Below are 17,772 nucleotides of genomic sequence, written 5' to 3'. Positions count from 1 at the left end.
ATGGGCATGAAAGCGATCGGCGCCCGCGTGCAGCGGACCGAGGATCCGGCGCTCCTATCCGGAAAGGGCCGCTATCTCGACGATATCGCGCTGCCCGGCATGCTTCATGCGGCCTTCCTGCGCTCACCCCTCGCCCACGGCGTGATCCGTTCGATCGACGCCGCCCCGGCCCTGGAGATGCCCGGCGTCCATGCCGTGCTCACCGCCAAGGACCTGCCGGAGATGCTGCGCAGCACGCGCCTGCCGGTGATGGGCTCGAGCCCGCAGCAGACCAGCGTGATGACCCCCTACGCGCTGGCGCCGGAAGAGGTCTGCTACGTCGGCGAGCCGGTCGCCATCGTCATCGCCGACAGCCGCTATCTGGCCGAGGACGCGGCCGCGCTGATCGCGGTCGACTATGACGAGCTGCCGGCCGTCGCCAATTGCCGCGACGCGGTCCAAGCCGGCGCGCCGCGGACCCATAACGGCAACAGCTCCAACAAGGCCACGAACTTCAAGGCGATCATCGGCGACGCCGCGGCGGCCTTCGCGTCGGCACCGCATGTGTTCCGGCAGGACATGTGGCAGCATCGCGGCTGCGGCCATTCGATCGAATGCCGCGGCGCGATCGCGGAACATGACACGCTGCGCGGCGGCCTGACCCTCTGGACCTCGACCCAGATCCCGCATATCGCGAAGCATGTCCTTTGCGACCTCCTGGCGATGGATTCGGAATCGGTCCGGGTCATCGCCCCGGATGTGGGCGGCGGTTTCGGGCCGAAGGCGGTGTTCTATCCGGAGGAGCTGGTGGTCGCCGTGGTCGCGATCAGGCTCGGGCGACCGGTCAAATGGATCGAGGACCGGCGCGAGCATTTTCTGACCGCCGTCCAGGAACGCGACCAATATTGGGACGTCGAGATCGCGGTGAACGGCGAAGGCCGCATCCTCGGTGTGCGCGGCTCGATGCTGCATGACGGCGGCGCCTATCTGCCCTGGGAGTTCAGCCTGCCCTATATCGCCGCGGTCACCATGCCCGGCCCCTATTTGCTGCCCGCCTACGATCTCGATGTCACAGTCGCCTATACGAATCTGCCGCCCGCCAGCGCCATCCGCGGGTCCGGCCGACCCCAGGCGGTGTTCGCGATGGAGCGGCTGCTCGATCGCGTGGCGCGCGAGCTCGACATCGACCGGGCGGAACTGCGGCGGCGCAATTTTGTGCAGCCCGCCCAGATGCCTTATCCGACGGGCCTCACCTATCGCGACGGCCGCGCGGTCGTCTATGACAGCGGCGATTATCCGACCACCCAGTCGATGGCGCTGGAGCTGGCGAACTACGGCAATTTCGCGCAACGGCAGGCCGAGGCGCGGGCCCAAGGCCGGCATATCGGCATCGGCATCGCCAATTATGTCGAGGGCTGCGGCGTCGGCCCCTATGAAGGCGTCAGCATCAAGGTGCTCGACAACGGCAAGATCAATCTGCGCTCGGGGGCGACGCCGACCGGGCAGGGCCACAAGACCATGCTGGCCCAGATCTGCGCCGAGACCCTCAACGTCGAGATCGAGGACGTGATCGTCACGCTGGGCGACACCAACGCCATCGCCATGGGCGTCGGAACCTTCGCCAGCCGCATCGCCGCCAATGCCGGCCCCTCGGCGCTGGGCGCCGCCCAGACCGTCAAGGCCAAGATCCTCGCCCTCGCCTCGCGCCTGCTCGAGACGCCGGAGCAGGATCTGGTGCTGGACAAGGGTCGCGTCGAGGTCACGCGCGGCAACCGCCAGGGCATGAGCCTGGGCGAGCTCGCCCGCCGGGCGCAGGGCTCGCCCGGCGTCTCCCTGCATCGCGGCGACACGCCGGGGCTGGAACATACGAGCTACTTCACGCCTGCCCAGGCCACCTGGTGCAACGGCACCCATGTGGTCGAGGTCGAGGTGGACATCGCCACCGGCGGCGTGACGCTGCTGGATTACGTGGTCGCGCACGATTGCGGCACCGTCATCAACCCGCTGATCGTCGATGGCCAGATCCAGGGCGGCGTCGCCCACGGAATCGGCAATGCGCTGCTGGAGTGGATGGCGTTCGACCCGAACGGCCAGCCGCTCACCACCAATTTCGGCGAGTATCTGCTGCCGAGCTCGACCGTGGTGCCGAAGGTCCGGATCGCGCATCTGGAGACGCCCTCGCCGGTCAACCCGCTGGGCGCCAAGGGGGCGGGCGAAGGCGGGACCATTCCCGCCGCGGCCGCGATCGTGTCGGCGATCGAACATGCGCTGGTGCCCTTCGAGGCCCGGCTGAACATGGCGCCCCTGACGCCGGAGACCATCATCAAGAGCCTCAGGCAAAGCCCGAATTACAAGGGCGCGCTGCGGCGCGCCTGCGCCGAGTAAGGGCTTAGGACAAGGGCCGACGCTGACCACCCGGGCAGACTTTGATCCTGTCGGTTCATGGCGGCGTGAAGTCCAAATCCGCATTTTCGAACCGTATATCGCGCAGGGCCGAGACATCCTGAATGGCGATCAAACCAAGAAGGTCCGTTCGGCTGTGCCCGCGGACACAGGAGAAAACGCGTGAACGTTCAAAAGAGAAAAACACGGGGGATCAACATGCTGGGTGGTCTGAAGCATCTCGCCGGCGCCGGTGCGGTCGCCGCACTCGCGCTCACTGCCGCACTGCCGCTGGCCGGGCCGGCTCAAGCCGCCGACACGATCGTGATCGGCGTGATCCAGCCCTTCACCGGCGCCATCGCCGCCTATGGCCAGAACACGATGAACGCGCTCAACCTCGTCCTCAAGGAAAAGGGCGACACGTTCGGCGGCAGGAAGATCGAGTTCGTCCAGCTCGACGATCAATGCACGCCGAGTAACGCGGTCGAGGCCGCCAACCGGATCATCGACCGCGCCGTCGCCGTGGTCGGCCCGAGCTGCAGCGGAGACATGGCCGCCGTCCAGCCGATCCTGAAGGAAGCGAAGATCCCACATTTCACCCCGGCCTATCTGCCGACCCTGAGCGCCCAGGGCGACGATTATTTCTTCCGCGCCACCCCCGGCGACGGCCCGCTGATCCGCGCGCTCGCCGCCTATATCAAGGCGCAGGGCAAGAGCAAGATCGCCCTCGCCTATGACACGACGGGCTTCGGCGTCGGCGAGAAGGATGCCTTCCTCGCCGCGCTCAAGGAGTTCGGCATGGCCGATCCGGTCGTGACCCTCTCCTACGACTTCTCGGTGACCGACTTCTCGGGGCAGATCGGCAAGATCCAGTCCTCCGGTGCCGATGCCGTTGTGGTGCTGAGCTACGAGAACCTGCAGGGCCTGTTCGTGAAGCAGGCGCAGCAGCTCGGGCTCGAAATCCCGATCTTCTGCGGCACGGCCGCGGCCGAGCCCGAGTTCCTCGACATCGGCGGCGCCAGCGCCAACGGTGTCGTTTACTCGGCAGCCTACTCGACGGACGATCCGGCGACGGCCGAGTTCACCAAGGCCTATCAGGCGGCCTACGGGAAGACGCCCAGCGTGGTGCAGGTGAGCGCCGCGATCGCCATGTATGCACTCGCCGACATCTGGACCCGCCAGGGGCCGGACGTGAAGGGCGAGGCGCTGCGCGACGAGCTGAAGAAGCTTCATCTGAAGACGCCGGCCGGCACCGCCGCCTGGACCGTCAATGGCGAGCCCGCAGACAGCTTCGCCATCCTGCAGACGGTGCAGGATGGCAAGGTGGTGACGGTCAAGCGCGAATCGATCAAGGCCGAGTGATTTCACCTCTCTGCGACGTCGGAGCTATGCTCGTCGACGACCGGTGGCGGCCATGGCCGCCACCGGTCTCGAGAGGATGATATGAATTCGACCATTCTGGTTCAGACGATACTCAGCGGCCTGGCGGCGGGCGGCCTCTACGCGCTCGTCGCCATCAGTTTCGGCATCGTCTATCGCACCACCCGCGTCTTCAATTTCGCGCAGGGCGATTTCGGCGCGCTCGGCGCCTATGTGGCCTTGAGCGTGCTGGCCGCCCTCCCCGGTCATTATTGGCTGGCGCTCGTGATCGGCTGCCTCGCGGTCGGGACTTTCGCCGCCGCCATCGAATTCGTCGCGATCCGCCCGCTCTATCGCCTGGGCGAGCTCTATACCTTCATCACCACGATCGGCCTCAGCTTCGCGATCCAGAGCGGCATCCAGCAGATATGGGGACCCTTCGTCCGCGTCATGCCGAACCCCTTCGGCGACCAGGCCATCAAGGTGTTGGGACTGCGCGTGGTCCCCGACAAGATCTGGATCTTCTCGATCGCGATCCTGTTGACCGGCGTGCTGTTCGTCTTCCTGGCCAAGACCAAATATGGGACGGCCATGCGCGCCTGCGCCCAAGACAGCCGCGTCGCCAATCTCCTCGGCATCAGGGTCGGGCGGATGTTCAGCGGCGCCTTCTTCCTCAGCGGCGTGGTCGGCGCCTTCGCCGGAATCCTGATCGCGCCCATCACCTATCTGCAGCCGACCATGGGCCTGCAGCTCGGCGTTCCCGGCTATATCGCCGCCCTCCTCGGCGGGCTGGGTAGCATGCCGGGCGCGCTCATCGGCGGCTTCATCCTCGGCATCGTCCAGGCAGTGTCGGTGCTGGTCATCGATCCGCGCTACAGCCCGGTCGCGACCTATGTCGTGTTCGTCGTGGTGCTGCTGGTACGCGCCCGCGGCCTCTTCGGCGAAGAAACCGTGCAGGGCCGCCTGGTATGACCGCGCGCCGCGCCTGCCTTGTCTCGGCCGCCCGGCGGCCCTCATTCGGCAACGGATTCCCCCGGTGATTCAGCGTCTCTACGCCTCCACCTTCTCGCTCGCCCGTTATCCCGCCCTGCTCGCGGCCTTGCTGCTGATCGAGCCCGTCTTCTCGAGCCAGTATCTGATCCGCATCGTCAACACCATGCTGATCCAGGCGGTGGCGGCGCTGGGCGTCAATGTGGTGCTCGGATTCGCCGGCCTGGTGTCGATCGCGCATGCCGCCCTCATGGCCTTGGGCGCCTACACCTCGGCCCTGCTGATGCTGAAACTGGGCATGCCCTTCCCGGTCGCCTTCCTGGCGGCTTGCGTCTTCTGCGGCATCGTCAGCGGTTTTGTCGGGCTGCTCGGCAATCGCGTCGAGACCAACTATCTCCTCGTCATCACGCTCGGCATCCATGTCGCGATCTTCCTGGTCATCGTCAACGAGAACTGGCTGACCGGCGGCGCCTCGGGCCTATTTAATGTGCCGAAGGTCGAGATCGGCCCATGGCGGCTCGCCAACGACCGCAGCTATTACTGGCTGACGGCGCCGGTCTTCGTGGCAGCGCTCTATTTCGCCGAGCGGCTGAGGGACTCGAAGCCGGGGCGCGCCATGATCGCGGCCCGGCTGCATACGCCGGCCGCGCGCATGAGCGGGATCAACGTGAACCGCTACAGGGTCTGGGCGATGGTCTTCGCCGGCGTCTATTTTGGCGCCTCGGGCAGCCTGTTCGCCCATCTCATCGGCTTCCTGGGACCGGAGGATTTCAGCCTGAGCCTGACCCTGCTGCTGACCTTGACCGTCGTGGTGGGCGGCCTCGGATCGAACATCGCGGCCTGCGTCAGCCTGGTGATCCTGACCGCGATCGCCGAGGCCTTCCAGCAGGCCGCCTCCTCCTGGCTGCTGTTCTACGGGATCCTGATCATGGTGGTGATGGTCGTGGCCCCGCGCGGCATGGCGGGCGTGGCCGAATCAATCGTGGAGCGCATCAAGCGCGTCCGCACCCTGACCCGCCGGCCCGCCGGCGGAGCCCGGTTGTGAGGGCATGACCTTGCTCCTCGAGGTTCAGGACCTGTCCGTCACCTATGGCAGCTTCAAGGCACTGAACGGCGCTTCGCTGCGGGTCGAGAAGGGCGAGATCCACGGGCTGATCGGCCCGAACGGATCGGGCAAGACCACGATGCTCAATGTCGTCTGCGGCTTCGCCCGCGCGCGGGCCGGCAGCATCGCCTTCGCCGATGCCCGCATCGAGAGACTGCCGGTCCATCGCCGCGCCGCCATGGGACTCGGGCGCACCTTCCAGGGCATCGCCGTCTTCTCCGAGTTGAGCGTGATGGAGAATGTGCTGGTGGGGCTGCATCTGCGCGATTCCCAGTCCTTCTTCCGCTCCTGCATCCCCTTCCTGGGCCAGGCCGCGGAGCTCGAGAACCAGCAACGCGCCCTCGCGGCGCTGAAATGGGCCGGGCTCGAGGGCTCCACGGCCGTGCCGGCCGGCACGCTGTCCTTCGGCGGCCAACGTATGCTCGACCTGGCCCGGGCCATGGTGGCGACGCCGAGCCTGCTCCTGCTGGACGAGCCGGCGGCCGGCCTCAACCCCAACGAGGTCGCGCAGCTTGCCGCCATCGTCCGCGAGTTCCGCGCCCGCGGCTCGACCGTCGTGGTGGTCGAGCATCATCTGAAATTCGTGATGGGCCTCTGCGACCGCATCACGGTCCTCAATTTCGGCCAGACCATCGCCGCCGACACACCCGACAAGGTGCAGAAGAACCCTGCCGTCATCGAGGCTTATCTCGGACCCGATCATGTCAGTATTGACGCTCACTAAGATCTCGTCCGGCTACCACGCCCCCCAGCCCGCCATCGACAAGGTGTCGCTGTCGGTCGAGAGCGGCAGCATTGTGGCCCTGATGGGCCCGAACGGCGCCGGCAAGACCACGACGCTCGCAGCGGTTTCGGGCGTGCTGCGGCTCTGGTCCGGGAAGATCGAGCTCGACGGAAGGCGCATCGACCGCGGCAGCCCCGCCGAGATCGTCCAGGCCGGCCTGGCCCAGGTGCCAGAAGGGCGCCGCATCCTGCCGGGCCTGACGGTGCAGGAGAATCTGGCCATGGGGGCCTACACCATCCGCAGCCGCAGGCTGGTGGCCGAGCTCCAGGACAAGATGGTGACGCTGTTCCCGGTGCTGAAGCAGAAGCTCAAATCGCCGGGCGGGCTGCTCTCCGGCGGCGAGCAGGAAATGCTGGCGATCGCCCGCGCCCTCATGAGCAACCCCAAGATTCTGCTGCTCGACGAGCCGTCGATGGGGCTGGCGCCGCTGGTGGTGCAGCGGATATTCGAGTATCTCGTCGCCCTCAAGAAGGACGGGCTCGGCATCCTGCTGGTCGAACAGAACGCCACCATGGCGCTGCGTATCGCGAGCTACGCCTATATCCTGGAGCGCGGCAAGGTGGTCGCCTCGGGCGTGCCCGACACGCTGTCGCGTGACGAAGGCATCCGCCGCGCCTATCTGGGCGCCTGAGCGGAGTCATGGCGCAGCCTTGCGACGATCTTACAGGCCGGGTGGCGCTGGTGGTCGGCGGCAGCGGCGGCATCGGCGCCGCGACGGCCCGCCAGCTGGCGCGGGCCGGCGCCAGGATCGTCATCGGCTATCATCAGGGAAGGACGGCCGCGACCGCGCTGCTGAGCGAACTGCCCGGCACCGGCCATCGCGCGATGCTCGTGGCGATCGACGACAGCGCCAGCATCCGTCGCCTCGCGGACGAGATCGCGGATGCCTATGGGCGTCTCGATATCCTGGTCAATGCGGCCGGCATGACGCGCGCCATCCCTCATGATGATCTCGACGCGCTGGACGACGCCACGATCGACAGGGTCTTCGCCGTCAACCTGCGCGGGCCCCTGGCGACGATCCGCGCGCTCAAGCCGCTGCTGCAGGCGACGGGCGATGCCGTCGTCGTGAATATCTCCTCGACCTCGGCCTTCACCGGCCGCGGCAGCAATATCGCCTATGCCGCCGCCAAGGCGGGGCTCGATACGCTGACCCGATCGCTGGCCCGAGCCCTGGCGCCCGCGATCCGCGTCGTCGGCGTCTCGCCCGGAAGCGTCGAAACGGATTTCGTGCCCGGACGCGATCGCGAGGCTCTGCAGCGTCAGGCCCGGGCCTCGCCGCTGCAGCGCGTGATCGAGCCCGATGATGTCGCCCGGGCCGTCCTCGCCTGCGTGACGCACCTCAAGGCCGCGACCGGAATCAGGATCGTCGTCGACGGCGGCTCCCATCTCTGAGCATCGCAACTCTCGGCGGTGCGGCGCGTTCGCATTCGCCCGCGCGCATTCGTCATGGCCATCCGCGTCGGCAAAAACGCCACCCGGCCCTGAAGCAAAGATAAGCAGACGCCATACTTTGCGCGCGAGCCCGTGAAGTAGCATGCCGCTCGTGCAATGTGATTGCCGCGTCTTGAATTCGTGATCGAGGCGGGAACTCCGGCACCGCGGCGGATGACAGGCGCATTCCGTAACGGGTCCCGGCCCCCCGGCCTGACGGGAGAGAATAGGAATGGCAAAGAGCGCGCCGAGAATTGCGATCGTGGGTGGCGGACTGGGTGGGCTCGCGGCGGCGGCACTGCTGCAGGCCGAGGGTTACAGCGTCCATGTCTATGAGCAGGCCCAGACCTTCACGCGGCTGGGCGCCGGCATCCATCTGGGTCCCAACCTGATGAAGGTGCTGCAGCGCATCGGCATCGCGACGCGCGTCATCGAAACCGGCGTGTCGCCCGACCGCTGGGTCAGCCGGAAATGGGACGACGGCCGCGTGCTGCTCGATTTCGAGATCGGCGAACGCGCGGCGCGGCGCTATGGTGTGAACTACATGATGGTGCATCGCGGCGATTTCCATGCCCGGCTGTTCGACGCCATCAGGCCGGAATCGATCTCGCTGGGCAAGCGCGTCGTCGAGATCGATCCCATCGGATCGGCGGCGAAGCTGGCCTTCGAGGACGGCAGCAAGGCAGAGGCCGACATCGTCATCGGCGCCGACGGCGTGCGCTCGCGCATGCGCGAAGTGCTGCTGGGACCGGATGAGCCGCAATTCTCCGGTCAGGTCGCTTATCGCTCGGTCTTTCCGGCGGCGCTGCTGGGCCGCGACTTCAAGATGGCCGATTGCGTGAAATGGTGGGGCGAGGACCGGATCTTCCTCGTCTATTACATCACCCGCGCACATGACGAGATGTTCCTCGTCACCGCCTCCCCGCAGGCCGAATGGCCGCATCCGACCTCCTCCGTTCCGGGCGATCTCGACGGCATGCGCGCCGCCTTCGCGGGCTTTCATCCCGAGGTGCAGCGGATCGCCAGCCTCTGCCCGCAGGCGACCAAATGGGCCATGTATGACCACGAGCCCTTCCCGCTCTGGAGTCGCGGCCGCATCGTGCTGCTGGGCGACGCCTGCCACCCGATGCTGCCTTTCATGGGCCAGGGTGCCGCGATGGCGATCGAGGACGCCGCGATGCTGACCCGCTGCATCAAGGCCTCGCCGACCGATTTCGAGTTCGCCTTCCAGCTCTACGAGCTCAATCGCAAGTCGCGTACGGCCAGCATTCAGGAGGAATCGCGCAAGAACGTCTGGCTCAAGGACAGCGCCGATCCTGACTGGGTCTTCGGCTATGACGTCAACGAAGAGCCGCTGATCTATCCGGACAAGCGCTGACGCGCTGTCGTCGAAGCCAAGCCATCTTGGCTTTGCCCGTCTCAATGCAGCAGCATACGGTCGTCGTCACCTTCGTCTCCCTCTCTCGCAACCCACCGTTTCCCGGGAGCGAACCCAAGTTGCCCCGCTGGTACTCTCCGAGACTGACGTCGGGGCCGAGCCTCGTTTATTGACGTCCATTTTGCCGGCATCTAGGGTCGCGGTTCAGAATAACGCACCCGGTTCCGGTATTTTGGAAAGCTCCGCCGACCGCCATGGCCTATGTGCAGATCCAATCCCTCGTCAAAGCCTTCGGCGAGACGGAGATCATCCATGGCGTCGATCTCGAGATCGAGAAGCAGGAGTTCACCGTCTTCGTCGGGCCGTCGGGCTGCGGCAAGACCACCCTGCTGCGGCTGATCGCGGGGCTGGAAGAGGTCAGCGCCGGCACCATCCATATCGGCGGCGAGCGCGTCGACCATCTGCCGCCGGCCGAGCGCGGCCTCGCCATGGTGTTCCAGAACTACGCGCTCTACCCGCATATGAGCGTGTTCGAGGACATGGCCTTCGGCCTGCGCATCTCGAGGGTCGATAAGGCGCAAATCCGCCGCCGGGTCCAGGAGGCGGCGGAGATCCTGCAGATCACCGAGCTGCTGGAGCGCAAGCCCCGGGCGCTCTCGGGCGGCCAGCGGCAGCGCGTGGCGATCGGCCGCGCGATCGTGCGCCAGCCCAAGGTCTTCCTGTTCGACGAGCCGCTGTCGAACCTCGATGCCAAGCTCAGGGTGCAGATGCGGGTCGAGCTGATCCGGCTGCACCAGGCGCTCAAGGCCACCATGATCTATGTCACCCACGACCAGGTCGAGGCCATGACCATGGCCGACAAGATCGTGGTGCTGAACAAGGGCCATGTCGAGCAGGTCGGCCGCCCGCTCGATCTCTATCACCATCCCCGCAATCTCTTCGTCGCCGGCTTCATCGGCTCGCCCTCGATGAATTTCCTTCCGGGCCAGATCGCCGGCCTGTCCGAGACGGGCGTCGAGGTGGCGCTGGGCGGCGGGCAGAAGACCCTCGTCCGCTGCAAGCCGGACGCGCGCGCGGCCAAGGGCGCCGCGGTAACGCTGGGGCTGCGCCCGGAGGATCTGAAGCCCAACGCTCCGGGCGATTCCACCCTCGCCGGCAAGGTGCGCATGGTCGAGCGGCTCGGCGGCGACACCTATCTCTATCTGAGTGCCCTCGAAGGGGCCGACATCACGGTCCATGCACCGGGCGACATCGTTGTCTCCGCGGGCGATCAGATCCCGATCGGCGTCAGCGCGGCCAAGGCCTATCTCTTCCATGAGAGCGGCGAGGCCTTCGCACGATTCCCGGCATAGTCGACGCCGGCACCGGTCATTTGACCGAACCGGCCATCAGCCCCTGGATGAAATATTTCTGGAAGGCGATGTAGAGAATGATCATCGGCGCGCTGGCGATGACCATGCCCGCCATCGTCAGCGGGATCTGGTTGTCGTAGCGGCCCTGGAACACGCTGATGCCCGCCATCAACGTGCGCTTGGAATCGTCCTGCAGGAAGATGATGGCGATGATCAGGTCGTTCCAGACATAGAGCGCATTGACCACCACCAGCGTCAGCAGCGCCGGCAGCGACAGCGGGATCACGATCCGCCGGAGGATCAGCAGGTCCCCCGCCCCATCCATCCGCGCCGCCTCGAACAGCTCGCGCGGCAGGGTGCGGAAGAAGGTCGTGAGCAGATAGACCGAGAAAGGCGTGATCAGCCCCGCATAGATGATGATGGTGCCCTGATAGGTACTGATCAGCCCCAGCTGCGAATAGAGCACGAACAGGGGCACGATCATCACCACCGGCGGCACGGCCATGAGCGCGGTGCTGACAGAGAACAAAAGGCCCCTGCCGTTGAACTTCATCCGCGCGATCGCATAGGCGCCCAGGCAGGAGACCACCGTGCTCAGCAGGACCGAGCCGACGACGAGGATGATGCTGTTCCCCATCCAGGCGAAGAACGGGCTGTGGAACAGCACATTGTCGAAATGGTCGAGCACCAGGGCCTGCGGCAGCCCGGCTTTGTTGTAGGTGTATTCCTCGTCGCTCTTGAGCGAGGTCATGATCATGAAGAGCGACGGCACCAGGGCCAGGAAGACCGCGAACAGCAGGACCCCGTGCTTGAGCGCGCGATCGGGCTTCACCGGTTGGCTCCGGTTTCGAGCGGTGGGACATGTAAAGAAAACCACGGCCCCTCCCCTTGCGGGAGGGGCGGCGAGCGTAGCGAGCGGGGAGGGGAATGCCTGCCACGAGCGAAACAACGAATAAGGTGCGATTCGCGAGCGCGAAGACCCCTCCCCCTACCCCCTCCCGCAAGGGGAGGGGGCTTGAATTGTATCTTCATCCCACCTCCTCTTCATTGGCTCGCCGCCGGACCGCGAACAGGGGGACGATCAGCAGCAGCGAGACCAGGAACAGGAGCACGGAGACCGCCGACGCGATGCCGGGGAGGCTGATCTTGATGAGCGCGCTGAAGATATAGAGCTCCAGCACCATGGTGGAGGTGCCGGGACCGCCGCGTCCGCCGCCCATGATGTAGACATAGGAAAAGACGGAGGAGAGCATCGTGATCACGCTGATGACCACATAGAACTCGATCACCGTCTTCATCTGCGGGATCAGCACATAGCGCGCCCGCTGCCACCAGTTGGCCCCTTCCAGCTTCGCCGCCTCGATCAGCGATTCGTCGAGGCTCAAGAGCCGCGCCAGGAACAGGATGATGCCGAGCGCCGATTCCCGCCAGATGATGAAGATCATGACGGTCCAGAGCGCGACGTCCGACGAGCCGATCCAGTCGAGCGCCATGAAGTCGAGGCTCAGCCAGCGCAGCGCCTCGTTCACCGGCCCGCTGAACTGGAACATCTTCTTCATCACCACGGCGATGATGGGGATCGCCAGGATGTAAGGCAGGAACAGGACGACCCGGTAGAGCTTCCAGCCGCGGATCCGCTCATAGAGCACGATCGAGATCAGCAGCGCCCAGGCGACCATGACCGGGACGGCGATCAGCAGGAACAGATTATGGAGTGCCGATTCCCAGAACAGATCCTGATGCAGGATCAGCCGGTAGTTCTCCCAGCCGACCCAGGGACCGTCGATGCCGCGGACCTTCTTGAAGCTGAACTCGAAGATACGGACCAGCGGATAGCCGAAGACGAACCCCAGCAGGAGGACGAGCGGCAGGATGTAGAGATAGGGCGTGAACTTCGGCGAGAGTTTCATTGCCTGATCGTCTTCCCGGTGCAAGCGCGCTCGAGGTCATCCCGATCGGCAGAAACCGATGGGGACCCGGACCCGCGTCGCCCGCGGCCGGGTCCCCGATCATGGCTCAGGCGGACAGGTCCTTCGCCCACTTCTTGTAGTTCTCGACCATGTCCGGGTTGAAGTCGCGCCATTCGCCCAGCACCTTGGCGGCGAGCTCGCCGGCCTGCTCGCCGGTGATCTGGCCCTGCACCACCTGCTGGGCGGTCGGGAGCAGCGCCTGGTCGTAGAACTGACCCGGCACGACGTTCGAGACATAGGGGATGTTCTCGGACTGCCCCCAGATCTTCCACATCGACTTCACCACCTCGTCCTTGATGATCGAGGTATCGAAATTGCTGTTGGAGGGGATCCAGCCGGTCTTGTCCCAGAAGACCTGGAGCCGCTCGGGCGACTGCAGATATTCGAGGAAGGCCGCCGCCGCCTCGGGATTCTTGCTGTTGGTGGAGATGCCGAGCCCTTGCGAATCGAGGATCGGTTTCCCGGCCATCTTGCCTTTGCCATAGGTCGGCATGACCATGCAGCCGATGCGCCCGTTGCTGGTCTTGCTGTCGGCGGGCACTCGCGCGCCCACCGACACGCCCATGCCGAGCTTGCCGGCGACGATCAGGTCGATGCCGGGATAGAGCCCGAGCGAGGACATGTCCGGATTGAGGAAGTCGTGCTTCTTCAGCTCCTCGAGGCGCGTCCATTGCTCGTAATATTTCGGGTCCTTGAAGTCCCGCACGCCGGTGAAGAGGTCGATGGCTTCGCCGGTGCTGTCGATGTTCTGGGCCAGCGCATGGCCGAAGAACCATTCGCCCCAATAGCCGTCCTGGATGCCGCCGCCCAGCGGCGCGATGCCCTTGGATTTGAGCTTGTCGCAAGCGGCGAGCAACGCGTCCCAGGTCTTGGGCGGGCTGTCGGCATCGAGTCCGGCCTTGTCGAAGAGGTCCTTGTTGTAGATCCAGAGCATCGGCTGCGGATACCAGCCCATGCGATAGATGTTGTTGCCGAAATGGCTCAGCAGCGTCGGCTGCGACGCCTTCAGCACATCGTCCTTGAGGAGCCCGTTCAGCGGCTTCAGATAGCCGAGCCACACGCTCTCCATGTGATAGATGCCGTTCCAGAGATACTGGATGTCGGGCGCGTTGCCGGCGGCGGCCGCGGTCTGGAACTGCGAGATCACCACCGCCGTGTCCTGCAGCATCGTCTTCACGGTTGCCGCCGAGTAGTTCTTGACCGAATCGTCGAGGAAGGCCTGAAGGCCCGGCAGCTCCTGCTCGCCCCACCACCACATGTTCAGGGTCGTCGCGTCTGCCTGCGCCGAAAGCGCCGGCAGCAGGCCGCCGAGCGCTGCACCTGCGCCGAGGGCGGCGCTGCCTTTCAGAAGCTGGCGGCGTGAAAAACCGTCGGAGCCGTTGTTGTTCGTTGTCATGGTCGGGCGTCCCTGTTGGCTGCAGTTGTCACAATGTCGAATTCCGCCGCCGGGCCCCACCCGGGCATCCGCGCTCGGCCGGAATCCGGCGGCGTCAGAACGTGCTCATCAATCCGCCGTCGACGACCAGCAGCTGGCCGGTCATGTAACGGCAATAAGGCGAGGCGAGAAAGATCACCGTGCCGGAGACATCCTCGGGATAACCGGTCCGGCGCAGCGGAATCCGGCCCTTCGTCACATAGAGGTCGATGAATTCGGGCGTCTCGGTCTCGTTGACGCCGTTGATGACCGACATCGGCGTCGACATGTATCCCGGCGCCACGGCATTGACGAGAATCTCATGGGGCCCGAGCTCGACCGCCATCGATTTGGTGAAGGCGATGATGCCGCCCTTGGCGGCGTTGTAGGCCCCGACGGTGCCGCTCGAGGCGAAGCCCTGGATCGAGGCGATGCTGATGATGCGCCCCGCCTTCCGCTTCACCATATGCGGCGCCACCAGCTTCGAGCCCATATAGACGGCCTCGAGATTGATCTGGATGGTTCGGCGCCAGTCCTCGAGCCTGTCTTCCAGGATCGTCCGCGCGGGCGGATTGATCGCGGCGTTGTTGACCAGCACGTCGATCTTCCCGCGCTTCGCGATCACGTCGGCGACGATGCGGCCATAGGCGTCATAATCGGTGACGTCGAGCGCATAGGGCAGGGCGCTGCCGCCCTTGGCAGCGATCTCGGCCGCCACCTGCGCCAGCGTGTCGGGATTGCGTTCGAGCAGGACGACATTCGCCCCCTCGCCCGCCATCTCCAGCGCCACCGCGCGGCCCAGGCCCTGCCCGGCACCGCTGATGACGCAGACACGATCTCGCAGCAGTTGCATCCGGCCCCCCGACCGATCGGCTTGGTCTTTTGCCGGATATTTTCCGGCATTCTGGACTTTGCTCTAGTATCTTGGAAGTTACTCTGCGGTCAGATTGAATAGCGGTCAAGGGATTGGGATCGGGCAGGAAGCCCTCCCGACCGCGCCTGAACCGACGCCATGATGACGGAAAGAAACCTGACATGAAAATCGACAGCGTCGACTTCTTCTATCTCTCGATGCCCATCGTCACGACGGCGGGAGATGGCAGCCAGGACGCGCTGGTGGTTCGCGTCTCGGCCGGCGGCCATGCCGGATGGGGAGAATGCGAGGCGGCCCCCCTGCCCTCGATCGCGGCCTTCGTCTGTCCGATGTCGCACGGCGCCTGCCGTCCGGTCTCGGCCTCGGTCCTCGGCGAGAAGCTGGACGGACCCGACGATATCAAGCGCATGGCCGCGACCCTCGCCTTCAACAGCATGGATCTGCTGCAGGCGCCGCACACCTGGTCCGGCATCGAGATGGCGCTGTGGGATCTCCTGGGCCATGTGCGCGGCGAGCCGTCATGGAAATTGCTGGGCCATGCCAAGGCCTATCCCAAGACCCCTTATGCCTCCGTGCTGTTCGGCACGACGGCGCAGCAGACGCTCGAACGCGCGCGCGACATAAGGGCGAAAGGATTCAGGGCCGCCAAATTCGGCTGGGCGCCCTATGGCGATAGCCTCGAAGGCGACATCGCCCAGGTTGCCGCCGCCCGGGAGGGATTGGGCGCCGACGGAATCCTCCTGATCGATGCCGGCCAGATCTTCGCCGACGATGTCGAGGCCGCTTCCAAGCGCCTGGCCTCGCTCAATGCCAACAAGGTCACCTGGCTCGAGGAGCCGTTCGGCGGATTCTCCTACGAAGCCTATGGCAAGCTTGCCGCGCGCAGCGGTGCGGTGAAGCTCGCCGGCGGCGAGGCCGCCCATAACCGTTACATGGCCGAGCATCTGATCGATTACGGCCATGTCGGATTCATCCAGATCGATTGCGGGCGCATCGGCGGGTTGGGGCCAGCCAAGCAGGTCGCCGACTATGCCGTGAAGAAAGGCGTCACTTATGTCAATCACACCTTCACCTCGAACCTGGCGCTGAGCGCCTCGCTCCAGCCCTATGCTGGGATGAAGGACAGCTGGATCTGCGAATACCCGACCCAGCTCAGCAGCCTCGCCACCGAGCTCACCACTACGCGCATCGCCCCCAACGCCAAGGGCGAGATCGAGATCCCCGATGCGCCGGGTCTCGGCGTCGAGATCAACGCGAAAACGCTCAAGACCTACGCGGTCGATGTGGAGATCAAGGTGAAGGGTAAGACGATCTTCGCCCCGCCGATGGTTTAGGTGAGCCAATAGCCGCAGATCGAGCCAAACTGAGGTTGTGGCTTACTCATCATACTGATCGATCAGCGCCCCGGTTCGCACATCCCAGCGCTGCTGCTGAATGATCGTTGCCCTCAGTTCGTAATAAGGAAGAAAGCGATTCAGACGGATCGCGTCGGCGAGGGGCAGCTTACCAAGTTGCAGATGCCCGAACCGGGCGGTGCGATGGAGCACCCCATCCGCCGCCCGTGACAAATCGAACACCTCAAGTTTCCAACTGCTGTCGTCGCCCCAATGGCATCCGGCGACAAACCCGATATCCAGTGATCGCCAAGGTCCAAGGGAAAAGCTACTTCTGACGGAGCTGGAAGACGGATCCCGTCGCTCCTCGCCATCGGACTCAAACCATAGACTTTCACGCTCGGGGCCGGGGAATGGCTGCATCGCCGTCACCATCCGATAACGCGGGACAAAGAGCTCGACAGGACAGAATCCGTTTGAATGATGGTCTTCGCTCCCGATATCCCGGCATTCCGGCAGCTTCATAATCCGCGTCAATGTGTAATCGGGCGAGTAAAGAGCATACCACTCGCCACCCTGCTCAAACGGCTCGAACGTCGTTTCAGCGAAGCTTGGATAATTTCGCTGGTAATTCCCGATCTCGACATCTCCGTCGAAGATCGTGACAAGGCTAGAATCCATCGTTCCCGGTGTCGCACTGGGTATCGGCGTCGCTCTCGCCTGGAATCGCCGCGCTTGAATGGATTTCATCATTGCACCCGTCCAATGAATCTCGGTGCCAAAATAACACAACTGATAATAGAATGGGGCGTTTCCACAGACGAATGGGCGCACCGGTACCGTTATGGCTAAACGCAAACTAAACGAAGATGATAAAGGTGAACCCCGGCGAGTTGATGTCCAACTGCTCATCCGTCATCCGACAATGAATCCTGCGGAAATCACCGCAGCGTTGGGGATCGAGCCGTTGATCTCATTGGGTGTCGGCCAGCCGAGAAGGGGATTCAATGGGAAATTATTGGGAGGCACCTATCGGTTTACGGCGTGGCGGCACTCTATCCGCTATGAATTGAGTGCACAGTGGTTCGCTGACAAAATCACAATGTTGGTGGATCGTCTGCTGCCTCACGAAGCATTTTTGCTCAATTTGCGTGCAACGGGCGGCAAAGCGGAAATCAGTGTTACTTTCTTTAGCGATGGGCATCTGGGAGACAATGTGCCCATAGAAACGCTCGCTAAAATGGCCGATCTGCAGTTGGATTTCGGCATCGAGTGCTTCGTGGTCCCGCAATCTGACAGCCTGCATCGATCTGTCGAACTAGATTGAGTCTAAGAACAGGCGCCGGCGGGGCCCGACCGAAATCGACGTTCAGCCGAAGAAAATTTTCTATAGCGACGCAGGATTCGACCAGCAGGA

16 protein-coding genes are annotated in these 17,772 nt (G+C 64.6%); 11 read left to right on the top strand and 5 right to left on the bottom strand.

Going from position 1 to position 17,772, the window contains the following annotated elements; all coding sequences use genetic code 11:
* From FRZ44_RS05345 to FRZ44_RS05305, 9 genes are all read left to right on the top strand, one after another.
* On the top strand, window positions 1-2,364 hold the full coding sequence (locus FRZ44_RS05345) for a xanthine dehydrogenase family protein molybdopterin-binding subunit (protein WP_151176203.1): 2,364 nt from the start codon (window positions 1-3) through the stop codon (window positions 2,362-2,364).
* Between the two features lie 180 nt (window positions 2,365-2,544).
* On the top strand, window positions 2,545-3,723 hold the full coding sequence (locus tag FRZ44_RS05340) for an ABC transporter substrate-binding protein (protein WP_151176202.1): 1,179 nt from the start codon (window positions 2,545-2,547) through the stop codon (window positions 3,721-3,723).
* A gap of 81 nt (window positions 3,724-3,804) precedes the next feature.
* Window positions 3,805-4,692: a branched-chain amino acid ABC transporter permease gene (locus FRZ44_RS05335; RefSeq protein WP_151176201.1), complete on the top strand. Its 888-nt coding sequence runs from the start codon at window positions 3,805-3,807 to the stop codon at window positions 4,690-4,692.
* A gap of 64 nt (window positions 4,693-4,756) precedes the next feature.
* Complete coding sequence (locus FRZ44_RS05330; RefSeq protein ID WP_191908430.1) at window positions 4,757-5,755, top strand: branched-chain amino acid ABC transporter permease; 999 nt, start codon at window positions 4,757-4,759, stop codon at window positions 5,753-5,755.
* Window positions 5,756-5,759: 4 nt separating this feature from the next.
* Window positions 5,760-6,539, top strand: coding sequence for an ABC transporter ATP-binding protein (locus FRZ44_RS05325; RefSeq protein WP_151180170.1), 780 nt, complete (start codon window positions 5,760-5,762; stop codon window positions 6,537-6,539).
* A complete protein-coding gene (locus FRZ44_RS05320; protein ID WP_151176199.1) occupies window positions 6,517-7,230 on the top strand; it encodes an ABC transporter ATP-binding protein in 714 nt (237 codons plus the stop codon). Before FRZ44_RS05325 ends, FRZ44_RS05320 begins: the two co-directional genes overlap by 23 nt.
* Window positions 7,231-7,238: 8 nt before the next feature.
* Window positions 7,239-7,994, top strand: a complete 756-nt coding sequence (locus FRZ44_RS05315) for an SDR family NAD(P)-dependent oxidoreductase (RefSeq protein WP_151176198.1) — start codon at window positions 7,239-7,241, stop codon at window positions 7,992-7,994.
* 271 nt (window positions 7,995-8,265) lie between these two features.
* Entirely contained in the window at window positions 8,266-9,411 is a 1,146-nt protein-coding gene (locus FRZ44_RS05310; protein WP_151176197.1) for an FAD-dependent monooxygenase, read from the top strand.
* A gap of 254 nt (window positions 9,412-9,665) precedes the next feature.
* Window positions 9,666-10,763 carry an ABC transporter ATP-binding protein gene (locus tag FRZ44_RS05305; RefSeq protein WP_151176196.1) on the top strand — a complete coding sequence of 366 codons (1,098 nt, stop codon included), beginning with the start codon at window positions 9,666-9,668 and terminating at the stop codon, window positions 10,761-10,763.
* A gap of 16 nt (window positions 10,764-10,779) precedes the next feature.
* On the opposite strand, the gene FRZ44_RS05300 is transcribed toward FRZ44_RS05305, so the two are convergent.
* The 4 genes from FRZ44_RS05300 to FRZ44_RS05285 form a co-directional block, all read right to left on the bottom strand.
* On the bottom strand, window positions 10,780-11,595 hold the full coding sequence (locus FRZ44_RS05300) for a carbohydrate ABC transporter permease (protein ID WP_151176195.1): 816 nt from the start codon (window positions 11,593-11,595) through the stop codon (window positions 10,780-10,782).
* 196 nt (window positions 11,596-11,791) lie between these two features.
* On the bottom strand, window positions 11,792-12,673 hold the full coding sequence (locus FRZ44_RS05295) for a carbohydrate ABC transporter permease (RefSeq protein WP_151176194.1): 882 nt from the start codon (window positions 12,671-12,673) through the stop codon (window positions 11,792-11,794).
* Between the two features lie 106 nt (window positions 12,674-12,779).
* A complete protein-coding gene (locus FRZ44_RS05290; RefSeq protein WP_151176193.1) occupies window positions 12,780-14,129 on the bottom strand; it encodes an ABC transporter substrate-binding protein in 1,350 nt (449 codons plus the stop codon).
* 94 nt (window positions 14,130-14,223) lie between these two features.
* Window positions 14,224-15,000 (bottom strand): SDR family NAD(P)-dependent oxidoreductase, encoded by a 777-nt coding sequence (locus FRZ44_RS05285; protein WP_151176192.1) that lies wholly within the window; start codon window positions 14,998-15,000, stop codon window positions 14,224-14,226.
* 182 nt (window positions 15,001-15,182) lie between these two features.
* Here FRZ44_RS05285 and FRZ44_RS05280 point away from each other — a divergent pair, with 182 nt between their 5' ends.
* The gene (locus FRZ44_RS05280; protein WP_151176191.1) at window positions 15,183-16,355 is read left to right on the top strand and encodes a mandelate racemase/muconate lactonizing enzyme family protein; all 1,173 of its coding nucleotides are present in this window, start codon (window positions 15,183-15,185) and stop codon (window positions 16,353-16,355) included.
* Between the two features lie 42 nt (window positions 16,356-16,397).
* On the opposite strand, the gene FRZ44_RS05275 is transcribed toward FRZ44_RS05280, so the two are convergent.
* Complete coding sequence (locus FRZ44_RS05275) at window positions 16,398-17,108, bottom strand: hypothetical protein (protein ID WP_151176190.1); 711 nt, start codon at window positions 17,106-17,108, stop codon at window positions 16,398-16,400.
* Window positions 17,109-17,199: 91 nt separating this feature from the next.
* Between FRZ44_RS05275 and FRZ44_RS05270 the strand changes: the two genes are divergently transcribed.
* Window positions 17,200-17,682 carry a DUF4279 domain-containing protein gene (locus FRZ44_RS05270; RefSeq protein ID WP_151176189.1) on the top strand — a complete coding sequence of 161 codons (483 nt, stop codon included), beginning with the start codon at window positions 17,200-17,202 and terminating at the stop codon, window positions 17,680-17,682.
* Window positions 17,683-17,772: the final 90 nt, after the last annotated feature.

Source organism: Hypericibacter terrae, from assembly GCF_008728855.1.
Taxonomy (GTDB): domain Bacteria; phylum Pseudomonadota; class Alphaproteobacteria; order Dongiales; family Dongiaceae; genus Hypericibacter; species Hypericibacter terrae.
The sequence above is the reverse complement of the archived record's forward strand: the minus strand, read 5'-3'. Positions and strand labels throughout refer to the sequence as shown.